This window comes from Trabulsiella odontotermitis (genome assembly GCF_001188485.1).
In the GTDB taxonomy this organism is placed as follows: Bacteria; Pseudomonadota; Gammaproteobacteria; order Enterobacterales; family Enterobacteriaceae; genus Trabulsiella; species Trabulsiella odontotermitis_A.
In genome coordinates, this window is sequence record NZ_JNGH01000006.1 from 100,864 (window position 1) to 111,155 (window position 10,292).

At 50.0% G+C, this 10,292-nt stretch carries 10 protein-coding genes and 2 pseudogenes; 8 read left to right on the plus strand and 4 right to left on the minus strand.

The genetic code is table 11. The annotated features are described in order from the left end of the window. Positions 1–134: 134 nt before the first annotated feature. The 7 genes and pseudogenes from GM30_RS00625 (at position 135) to malT (ending at position 6,420) form a co-directional block, all read left to right on the plus strand. Complete coding sequence (locus GM30_RS00625; RefSeq protein ID WP_049847078.1) at positions 135–614, plus strand: Hcp family type VI secretion system effector; 480 nt, start codon at positions 135–137, stop codon at positions 612–614. Between the two features lie 42 nt (positions 615–656). Further along, entirely contained in the window at positions 657–1,487 is an 831-nt protein-coding gene (locus GM30_RS00630; RefSeq protein WP_049847079.1) for a hypothetical protein, read from the plus strand. A gap of 476 nt (positions 1,488–1,963) precedes the next feature. Then, entirely contained in the window at positions 1,964–2,221 is a 258-nt protein-coding gene (locus tag GM30_RS00640; protein ID WP_049847081.1) for a hypothetical protein, read from the plus strand. Between the two features lie 118 nt (positions 2,222–2,339). Then, a complete protein-coding gene (locus GM30_RS27740; RefSeq protein ID WP_420802244.1) occupies positions 2,340–2,654 on the plus strand; it encodes a DUF1240 domain-containing protein in 315 nt (104 codons plus the stop codon). 43 nt (positions 2,655–2,697) lie between these two features. Continuing rightward, positions 2,698–2,955, plus strand: a complete 258-nt coding sequence (locus tag GM30_RS25825) for a hypothetical protein (RefSeq protein WP_049847083.1) — start codon at positions 2,698–2,700, stop codon at positions 2,953–2,955. Between the two features lie 16 nt (positions 2,956–2,971). Beyond that, the gene (locus GM30_RS00655) at positions 2,972–3,388 is read left to right on the plus strand and encodes a DUF1240 domain-containing protein (protein ID WP_162212964.1); all 417 of its coding nucleotides are present in this window, start codon (positions 2,972–2,974) and stop codon (positions 3,386–3,388) included. A 408-nt stretch (positions 3,389–3,796) separates the two neighbouring features. Next, a pseudogene (gene malT, locus GM30_RS00660) lies at positions 3,797–6,420 on the plus strand (HTH-type transcriptional regulator MalT). Positions 6,421–6,451: 31 nt separating this feature from the next. Here the strand turns inward: malT and GM30_RS25830 are convergent. Genes GM30_RS25830 through glpE form a run of 3 tightly spaced genes read right to left on the minus strand, consistent with a single transcriptional unit; the run spans position 6,452 to position 8,430 of the window. Continuing rightward, the gene (locus GM30_RS25830) at positions 6,452–7,210 is read right to left on the minus strand and encodes a DeoR/GlpR family transcriptional regulator (RefSeq protein ID WP_049847085.1); all 759 of its coding nucleotides are present in this window, start codon (positions 7,208–7,210) and stop codon (positions 6,452–6,454) included. A gap of 18 nt (positions 7,211–7,228) precedes the next feature. Continuing rightward, positions 7,229–8,059 carry a rhomboid family intramembrane serine protease GlpG gene (gene glpG, locus GM30_RS25835; RefSeq protein WP_049847090.1) on the minus strand — a complete coding sequence of 277 codons (831 nt, stop codon included), beginning with the start codon at positions 8,057–8,059 and terminating at the stop codon, positions 7,229–7,231. Between the two features lie 44 nt (positions 8,060–8,103). After that, the gene (glpE, locus tag GM30_RS00675) at positions 8,104–8,430 is read right to left on the minus strand and encodes a thiosulfate sulfurtransferase GlpE (protein WP_049847086.1); all 327 of its coding nucleotides are present in this window, start codon (positions 8,428–8,430) and stop codon (positions 8,104–8,106) included. A gap of 200 nt (positions 8,431–8,630) precedes the next feature. Between glpE and glpD the strand changes: the two are divergent. Further along, positions 8,631–10,147 (plus strand): annotated as a pseudogene (glpD, locus tag GM30_RS00680) (glycerol-3-phosphate dehydrogenase). Positions 10,148–10,187: 40 nt separating this feature from the next. Here the strand turns inward: glpD and GM30_RS27745 are convergent. Then, on the minus strand, positions 10,188–10,292 hold a 105-nt coding region (locus tag GM30_RS27745; RefSeq protein ID WP_155483880.1), incomplete at its 5' end, for a glycogen/starch/alpha-glucan phosphorylase.

A 10,292-nucleotide genomic window follows, 5' to 3' on the forward strand; every position in this document is an offset into this window, starting at 1 on the left:
ATTGATTTCCTTTGCACAGAGCGTGCCGCTCCCGTTGTACACAACAAAATATTGAAACGGAAAATAAACAAGCGCACACTTAAATTGTCCGTCAAAATATATATATCTTATATGAATAAACCATAAGGAATAATATGGCACATCTATCATGGATGACGCTAAAAGGCACATCCCAGGGCATTATTTCGGCAAATTGCGGCTCCCGAAATTCCATTGGTAATAAGTCGCAGACAAATCATCTTGATCAAATAATGATTTACGGTCTTAACCACAGAACCACTCGAGAGCAAAATGTTACGCACCATGAAATGCAAATCATTAAGCCAATAGATCGCGCATCCCCACTGCTTAACAAGGCGATTAACGATAACGAAACGCTCGAATGCGAAATTGAACTTTATCGTGTCAACCCGATGGGACTGCAGGAAACCTATTACAAAATAAAATTATTTAAAGCACACATATCTGACATCTCCACCATTGTTCCACATAATATTATCGAAACTGGAAACGAAGCACAGGAACGCATTTCTTTAGTTTATGAATCTATAAGCTGGGAGCACTGTATGGCCAGTACCAGTGCTTACAGCTTGTGGGATGAGCGCGTCTTTTAATCAGCGAAATCATGGTTGTTATCATTTCATGTAAGGGAACACATGTTTTTACGTAACGCATTAGTTAATACCGAGTCGGGGACGGGTTCCTGGCCGTCGATGAATCCATTACAACGTGATATGGCGTTCATGAATGGATCTTTCATTACCCAAAGCCATTCTATTATGTTACTCACGCTTGAAGAGGCTGAGCAGGTCGTGGACGATCTTCTCGGCGGGGTAGATAAATTTTTTTCCTATAAGGCCGCACCAGGGAATATCAAAGACGGGCTCGATGCCTTTCGTAATCTGTCAAAACTCACGACATGGTACACCCCCGCGCAAGAACTGGTCTTCAATTTTAAGGCGCTAAAAATCAGAGCGATTGAATACAACGTCGGCGGGAAATCCTATATTAAAATTACCGGACACGCTGGCCTCAGACGCATTCTCACCGGAACCCGCTATGGTACCAGTCATCCGCAAATGCTGGAAATGGCCATTGGCCGACGCGGTATGACCTACAGCATAATTAATGGCACCAAATATTGTATCTATTTTTCACTTGCCTGGAGGGCAGTGGAACTGATCTTTAAATCGGATTATCAACTGGTGGACTTTCTTGTGGATATTACGATGGACACGGCGAAGATTGTGGTGTCGAGCGTGGTGATTGGGGCAATTGGTGGGATACTGACGCTTTATAGCGTTCCCATTGTACTGACCATAGGGCTTATTGTGTTTCTTGGCATTGTGTTTAACATTGGATTAAATTACCTTGATGATCAATTTAATATATCAGCGGCATTAAAAGCGAAGATTCAGGAGTTTTATCACCTGCATGGCGTGAATATACTCAACAGTAATGCATGCGAATTACAATACCTCTTCTGATCTCGGAGTTCGTCAAGTGTTCAAGCTGCGCGTTATTTTCACTGTCCTCTTTCTATCTGTGTTTTTAGAGGTATTATTATTCGGCGCTATAATGCAGGATTTTATTTCCTTGATAAAAATGGAAGACATTATATATTACAATAGAAACTGCATATTGATAAGCGCTATCCCTATGATTGTTTTTATATTATTTATAGTACTCCTTTCCCTTTTCCAAAAAGATTGTACACATAAGAAACATGAATTTATGACCAATAATTATGTTCTCCTTATCACTCTGGGCCCAATACCTTTTGGGTTTATTGGAAATATTATTGTTCCTTTCATTCTGGTGGCAAACTCTTATATTCACTGTCCACAGGAAAATCTTAGTAAATATTATGTAAAAGATGTTGTGCTGTGTGAAAAAATAAAGCCAAGAGCCATTTTTTAACTGCACATGTTATCAACTGGTGGACTTTCTTGTGGATATTACGATGGACATGGCGAAAATTCTGGTGTCGAGCGTGGTGATTGGGGTAATTGGTGGGATACTGACATTACTTAGTGCTCCAGTAGTTGGAACAATAGCGATACTCGTACTTATCGGGCTTGGGCTGAATAGTGGATTAAATCATCTTGACGATCAGCTAAGCCTTTCAGCAACGTTAAAAGCAAAAATCCGTGAATTTTATCATCTGCATGATAAAAGCATCGTTAATAGTAACGCATACGAATTGCAATATTTATTTTAATTTCGGAGTGTGATGAGTGTTTAAACTACATCTTGTTTTTGCCATTCTTTTTATATTGGGTTTTTTAGAATTTCTATTATTCGGCGCTGTGATGCATGATTTTGTTTCCTTGATAAAAATGGGAGATATTATCTCTTATGACAAAACCTGCATATTGATTAGCGGTATACCTACAATTTTTTACTTATTATTCTTTTTACTTTTTGCTCTTTTTCAAAAAGACGCTTTTCATCGCGGACATAAATTCATGAGCAATAGTTACATTCTTCTTTTCATTCTTATTCCAATTCCCTTTGGGTTTATTGCAAATATTATCGTCCCTTTTGTTTTGATGTCAAACTCCTACACAAACTGTCCTCAGGAGAATCTCAGCTCCTATTATGTAAAGGATGTTGTACTGTGTGAAAAAATAAAGCCAAGAACCATTTTTTAACTGCACATGTTATCAACTGGTGGACTTTCTTGTGGATATTACGATGGACACGGCGAAAATTGTGGTGTCGAGCGTGGTGATTGGGGCAATTGGTGGGGTCATGACGCTTTTTAGTGTTCCCATTGTACTGACCATAGGGCTTATTGTGATTGTTGGCCTGATACTTAACAATCAACTAAATAAATATGACGAGGATTTTGGCTTGTCGGGAGCCTTAAAAGAAAAAATTCGAGATTTTTATCTTCGTTATGGGGATAATATGCTTAACAATAATTTATACACTCTACCGTACTTATTCTGATCGGGGAAAATATCCAATGCAGAAATTACGTGCTTTTTTTGTTTTCCTTCTTATGCTTTGGTTTCTGGAGATGTTATTATTTGGCCCAGTAATGGATGATTTTATTTCCTTAATAAAAATGGAAGCCGTTATCTCCTATAATAAAACATGCTTGCTAATGAGTGGCATACCCATGCTTTCTTATTTCGTATTACTCACTTTTTTTTACTTATTTTCAGAAAAGATATTTAAGCATCTGCAAAAACTAATGGACAGTAGCTATTTTATATTATTTATGATTATACCAATTCCTGTTGGCTATATAAGTACGATTATCATTCCTTTTATCCTGATGGCAAACTCCTACACAAACTGCCCTCAGGAGAATCTCAGTTCCTATTATGTAAAAGACGTCGCATTGTGTGAAAAAATAAAGCGTCGCGATTTATTTTGACGTGACGGAGATAACATTTATTGGTCAGGGCAAAATCGTATCATTTCACTTGTTAACACAGTCACCGCTCACTGAAGGGAAAAGGTTTCCCTTTTTATCATGTATCAAAACCTTCCACACCAGTAAGCGGTTGCTACAAACGATGTCACGCCCTTCTCGTGAATTTTGCGACCAATTGTAAATAATCACCCTGATGAAACATGCGGCGAAACCAGTCGCCACGCGCACTGGCACCGGTTTCTGTAACCTGTTTCAGTAATGTATGTGATTTGTGACAGAGTGCAAAATAAGGCAATCCAATTCCCGACATAACTTGCAATATATTCTTTGATAGCCGACTTTATAACTATTAATTACGAGGCGCAAAAAAAATCCTTTCCGTTTATTGGTCACAGTGAAGTGCTAACTATGTTGATTCCGTCAAAATTAAGTCGTCCGGTTCGTCTTGACCACACCGTGGTGCGGGAACGTTTACTGGCGAAGCTTTCCGGCGCGAACAATTATCGTCTTGCGCTGGTCACAAGTCCTGCTGGATATGGAAAAACAACGCTCGTTTCGCAGTGGGCAGCAGGGAGGAATGAACTGGGCTGGTATTCGCTTGATGAGGGCGATAATCAGCAGGAACGCTTTGCCAGTTATCTGATCGCGGCGCTACAACAGGCCACCGGCGGGCATTGCCCGGCGAGCGAGATGATGGTGCAAAAGCGCCAGTACGCCAGCCTGACATCGCTTTTCGCACAGCTGTTCATTGAACTCGCCGAGTGGGATCGGCCGCTGTATCTGGTGATTGATGATTACCATCTGGTCACCAATCCGGTCATTCACGATGCGATGCGTTTTTTCCTGCGCCATCAGCCTGAAAACATGACGCTGGTGGTGCTGTCGCGCAATTTACCGCAGTTGGGCATCGCCAACCTGCGCGTGCGCGATCAGTTGCTGGAGATTGGCAGCCAGCAGCTTGCCTTTACCCATCAGGAAGCGAAGCAGTTTTTCGACTGCCGTCTGACCTCGCCGATCGAAGCCGCCGAAACCAGTCGTCTGTGCGACGATGTCGCCGGGTGGGCCACCGCTCTCCAGTTGATCGCCCTCTCCGCACGGCAGAGCAACAGCGCCGCACAGCATTCCGCGCGCCGTCTGGCGGGCATTAATGCCAGCCACCTCTCCGATTATCTGGTCGATGAAGTACTGGATAACGTCGAAGCCGATACGCGCAATTTCCTGTTAAAAAGCGCGGTACTGCGCTCGATGAACGATGCGCTGATCGTCCGCGTGACCGGCGTCGACAACGGCCAAATGCGGCTGGAAGAGATCGAGCGTCAGGGGCTCTTTTTACAGCGCATGGATGATTCCGGCGAATGGTTCAGCTATCACCCGCTGTTTGGCAGTTTCCTGCGTCAGCGCTGTCAGTGGGAACTGGCGGCCGAGCTGCCTGAGTTACACCGCGCCGCCGCCGAAAGCTGGATGGCGCAGGGCTTCCCGACCGAAGCTATCCACCACGCACTGGCCGCTGGCGACGCCAACATGCTGCGCGATATCCTGCTCAACCATGCGTGGGGTTTATTCAACCATAGCGAACTGGCCTTGCTGGAAGAGTCGCTTGCGGCGCTGCCGTGGGAAAGCCTGCTGGAAAATCCGCGTCTGGTGCTACTGCAGGCCTGGTTGATGCAAAGTCAGCATCGCTACAGCGAGGTCAATAATCTGCTGGCGCGTGCCGAGCAGGAGATGACCGTGGCGATGGACGTCACCCTGCACGGCGATTTCAATGCGTTGCGAGCGCAGGTGGCCATCAATGATGGCGATCAGGAAGAGGCCGAGCGCCTGTCGATGGTGGCGCTCGAAGAGTTGCCACTCNGCTGAACAAATCGCTGGCGGTGATGCAGCAGACAGAACAGATGTCGCGCCGCTACGAAGTGTGGCATTACGCGTTGTGGAGCCTGCTCCAGCAGAGCGAAATTCTGTTTGCCCAGGGCTTTTTGCAGGCGGCGTGGGAATCGCAGGAAAAAGCGTTCCAGTTGATCCGCGAGCAACACCTCGAACAGTTGCCGATGCATGAATTCCTGCTGCGCATCCGTTCGCAGCTGCTGTGGGCGTGGGCGCGTCTTGATGAAGCCGAAGCGGCGGCCCGCAATGGGATGGACGTTCTGTCAACCTACCAGCCGCAGCAACAGTTGCAGTGTCTGGCGCTGCTGGTGCAATCGTCGCTGGCGCGCGGCGATCTCGACAACGCCCGCAACCACCTCAACCGTCTGGAAAACCTGCTCGGCAACGGTCAGTATCATAGCGACTGGGTGTCAAACGCCGATAAAGTACGCGTGATTTACTGGCAGATGACGGGCGATAAAAAGTCCGCCACCCACTGGCTGCGGCAGGAGCCNNATCATTTCCTGCAAAGCCAGTGGCGCAACATCGCCCGCGCGCAAATCCTGCTTGGAGACTACGATCCGGCGGAAATGGTGCTGGAAGAGCTGAACGAGAACGCCCGCGCGCTGCGCCTGATGAGCGATCTTAACCGCAACCTGCTGCTGCTCAATCAGCTTTACTGGCAGGCAGGGCGTAAAGCGGAGGCGCAGAGCGCGCTGCTGGAAGCGCTCACCCTCGCCAACCGTACCGGGTTTATCAGCCATTTCGTGATTGAAGGCGAAGCGATGGCGCAGCAACTGCGTCAGCTAATTCAGCTCAACACCCTGCCGGAACTGGAGCAACATCGCGCCCAGCGCATTCTGCGTGAGATCAACCAGCATCACCGGCACAAGTTCGCCCATTTTGATGAGAACTTCGTCGAACGGTTGCTGAATCATCCGGAAGTGCCGGAACTTATCCGCACCAGCCCACTGACCCAGCGCGAATGGCAGGTGCTGGGGCTGATTTATTCTGGCTACAGCAACGAGCAGATTGCCGGTGAGCTTGACGTGGCGGCCACCACCATCAAAACGCATATCCGTAATCTGTACCAGAAGCTGGGCGTTGCGCACCGCCAGGATGCCGTGCAACACGCGCAGCAGCTGTTGAAAATGATGGGCTACGGCGTTTAACCCTCTCCCCGGTCGGGAGAGGGCGAAGGGATTAACAGAGTTCCAGCTGAATGTTGTTATCCACAATCACCTGCATAATGCCGTTGGGCGGCATCGCGTCGGTATATACGGCGTCCACCATGCTGATGCTGCCCATATTCACCATCGCGTTACGGCCAAATTTGGAGTGATCCACGACCAGCATTACGTGGCGCGAGTTTTCAATGATCGCCCGCTTGGTGCGTACTTCGTGGTAGTCGAACTCCAGCAGCGAGCCGTCGGTGTCGATGCCGCTGATGCCCAGAATGCCAAAATCCAGGCGGAACTGAGAGATAAAATCGAGAGTGGCTTCGCCAATGATGCCGCCATCGCGGCTGCGCAATTCACCGCCAGCGAGGATCACGCGGAAATCGTCTTTCACCATCAGCGTATTGGCAACGTTCAGGTTGTTGGTCACCACGCGTAACTCGCTGTGCTCAAGCAGGGCGTGCGCCACCGCTTCCGGGGTGGTGCCGATGTCGATAAACAGCGTAGCGCCGTTAGGGATCTGACTGGCAACTTTGCGGGCAATTCGCTCTTTTTCATTGGTCTGGGTGGCCTTGCGGTCATGCCAGGGGGTGTTGACGGAGCTGGACGGCAGCGCCGCGCCGCCGTGGTGGCGGAGAATCATTTTCTGTTCAGCCAGATCGTTCAGATCGCGGCGAATAGTCTGCGGGCTGACGGCAAACTGTTCGACAAGCTCTTCGGTACTGACGTAACCCTGTTTTTTTACCAGCTCGATTATCGCGTCATGACGCTGTGTCTGCTTCATGGAAATTCCCTGGAAATTTTATGTTCGTTTTCGCACATTCATCGTGTCGGCAAACGCCATGACCAGTCCCACCGCCAGACCCGCAACGTGAGCGCCATTCGCCATCGCCATGCCGAAAAGATCAAACCACCCGGCAACCAGCCAGATTAATGAGAAGATTATCAGACCGCGCTGCAGATAAATTCCGCTTTGTGGATCACGTTCGCCGCGCAGCCAGACGTAGCCCATCAGGGCGTAAACCACGCCGGATAACCCGCCAAACCACGGACCGCTGAATTTCTGCTGGATAAACCCGCTCAACAGCGCGCTCACCACCGTGATGACGATCAGCTTGCCGCTGCCAAGACGCTTCTCAACCGCTCCGCCAAGATACCACCACCATAGCAGGTTGAAGAGGATATGCAGAACGGAGAAGTGCATGAAAGCGTGAGTAAAGTAACGCCAGAGTTCAAATTTAAGAGAGGGATCATACGGCCAGGCGAGCCACGCCATCATCATTCTGTCACCCACCGCATTCATGATGAGAAAAATCACGATGCACAGCGTCATGATGATGAGCGTGACGGGGCCGGCGTTGCCGCGCAGCGTCGCGAGAAACGGAAAGCGGTGATACTGCAGCCCGCTGTTGGTATGTCCGGCCTGCCAGCTGGCGGCGAGATAACGCGGATCGGCCGGGTTTTCCAGAAACTGCGCCAGTTCGCGCTGGACGCGATCGGCCTGGCTTTCGTCCGCCAGCCAGACGTCAGTTTGCGTATGTTGCTGAATAGTCAGAATGATCCCCTGCGTTGCCATGTAGTCGACAAACGCCTGGGCAACACGCGGATTGGTAAACGAAGTAATCATCAACATACGGGAGGCCGCTTTTTCCACACAAAAGGGGACAGTATACCGTCTCAGGCGTCGTGCGCTACCTCGGCCGGGAAATGTCGGTGCCAGGCATCGAATCCGCCATCCACGCTGTAGACGTTGTCATAGCCCTGTTGCAACAGATATTGCGCCGCGCCTTTGCTGCTGTTGCCGTGATAGCACATCACCATCACTGGCGTTTCAAAATCGTTCTCGCGCATAAACGCGCCCAGCGTGTCGTTGGTGAGGTGGAACGCGCCGGGGGTGTGGCCTAACGCATAACTTTGCGGATCACGGATATCCACCAGCACCGCCGCGCCCTGATGCAGTTTCTGATGGGCTTCTTCTACGTTAATACATTCAAAGTGATCCATGGTGTTCTCTTCATTTCATTTATATATGGCAGGTCTTTAGATTCTACCGTCAGCTATACCGCAAAACGGCAAAGAAATACTAATTTGTTATACGCATCACTCCAAAATGTTTTTTCGATGTTACCAAAAGCGCGTTTGTTTGCTATGATGAGCGATATCGAACATTTTTGAGCTATAACGAAAGTACACGAGGTTGCAGCATGGAAACCAAAGATCTGATTGTGATAGGTGGAGGCATTAACGGTGCCGGTATCGCGGCAGACGCCGCCGGGCGTGGTTTATCCGTGCTGATGCTGGAAGCGCAGGATTTAGCCTCCGCAACATCCAGCGCCAGCTCGAAGCTGATCCACGGCGGGCTGCGCTACCTTGAACACTACGAATTCCGCCTGGTCAGCGAAGCGCTGGCCGAGCGTGAAGTATTGCTGAAAATGGCACCGCACATCGCTTTCCCGATGCGCTTTCGCCTGCCGCATCGGCCGCATTTGCGCCCGGCATGGATGATCCGCACCGGTCTCTTTTTATACGATCAACNGATCACCTTGGTAAACGCGCCAGCCTGCCCGGCTCCAAAGGGTTGCGTTTTGGCGCAGAATCGGTGCTGAAACCGGAAATCGTGCGCGGTTTCGAATATTCTGACTGCTGGGTCGACGACGCCCGCCTGGTGCTGGCGAACGCTCAGATGGTGACGCGCAAAGGCGGCGAGGTGCTGACCCGCACCCGTGCAACTTCCGCAAAACGTGAAAACGGGCTGTGGATCGTCGAAGCTGAAGACATCGATACCGGCAAGAAATACCGCTGGCAGGCGCGCGGTCTGGTCAACGCCACCGGTCCGTGGGTGAAACAGTTCTTCGATGACGGCATGCATCTGCCATCACCGTACGGTATTCGTCTGATCAAAGGCAGCCACATCGTGGTGCCGCGCGTGCATACGCAAAAACAGGCCTACATTCTGCAGAATGAAGACAAGCGCATTGTCTTTGTGATCCCGTGGATGGATGAGTTTTCTATCATCGGCACCACCGATGTGGAATACCACGGCGATCCGAAACAAGTCGAAATCGACGAAGGCGAAATTAACTACCTGCTGAAAGTGTATAACGCGCACTTTAAGAAACAGCTCGGCAGAAATGACATCGTCTGGACCTACTCCGGCGTTCGTCCGCTGTGTGATGACGAGTCCGATTCACCGCAGGCGGTGACCCGCGACTACACGCTGGATATCCACGACGAACAGGGCCAGGCGCCGCTGCTGTCAGTGTTTGGCGGTAAGCTGACGACCTATCGTAAGCTTGCGGAACACGCACTGGAAAAACTGACGCCGTACTATCAGGGTATTGGTCCGGCATGGACGAAAACCGCCGTGCTGCCGGGCGGAGAGATTGGCAACGATCGTGATGATTACGCCGCCCGACTGCGCCGCCGCTACCCGTTCATCAGCGAGTCGCTGGCGCGCCATTACGCACGCACCTACGGCAGCAACAGCGAGTGGTTGTTAGGCGATGCCACTTCGCTTGAGGATCTCGGCGAACACTTTGGTCACGAGTTGTATGAAGCGGAGCTGCGTTATCTGGTCGAGCACGAGTGGGTGCGCCGGATGGACGATGCGCTGTGGCGTCGCACCAAACTGGGCATGTGGTTGAATGCGGAAGAGCAGTCCCGCGTCGCCCAGTGGCTGGCGCAGCACGCGGGAAAGCGTGAGATGCCGCTGGCATCGTAATCATGAAAGACATTGCCCGGCGAGCGCCGGGCAATTTTTATTACAGTCTGACCGGGTCAATATGCCAGATGGTTTCAGCGTACTCTTTGATCGTACGGTCAGAAGAGAAGTAGCCCATGTTGGCGATGTTGTGCATCGCTTTGTT

Bases quoted from the DNA above. Each gene is read 5' to 3' on its own strand.
- GM30_RS00640 (WP_049847081.1), top strand. From the start codon at position 1,964: ATGGACATGGCGAAAATTCTGGTGTCGAGCGTGGTGATTGGGGTAATT.
- GM30_RS27740 (WP_420802244.1), top strand. From the start codon at position 2,340: ATGGGAGATATTATCTCTTATGACAAAACCTGCATATTGATTAGCGGT.
- GM30_RS00630 (WP_049847079.1), top strand. From the start codon at position 657: ATGTTTTTACGTAACGCATTAGTTAATACCGAGTCGGGGACGGGTTCC.
- glpE (WP_049847086.1), bottom strand. From the start codon at position 8,430: ATGGATCACTTTGAATGTATTAACGTAGAAGAAGCCCATCAGAAACTG.
- GM30_RS00655 (WP_162212964.1), top strand. From the start codon at position 2,972: ATGCAGAAATTACGTGCTTTTTTTGTTTTCCTTCTTATGCTTTGGTTT.
- glpG (WP_049847090.1), bottom strand. From the start codon at position 8,059: ATGTTGATGATTACTTCGTTTACCAATCCGCGTGTTGCCCAGGCGTTT.
- GM30_RS25825 (WP_049847083.1), top strand. From the start codon at position 2,698: ATGGACACGGCGAAAATTGTGGTGTCGAGCGTGGTGATTGGGGCAATT.
- GM30_RS00625 (WP_049847078.1), top strand. From the start codon at position 135: ATGGCACATCTATCATGGATGACGCTAAAAGGCACATCCCAGGGCATT.
- GM30_RS25830 (WP_049847085.1), bottom strand. From the start codon at position 7,210: ATGAAGCAGACACAGCGTCATGACGCGATAATCGAGCTGGTAAAAAAA.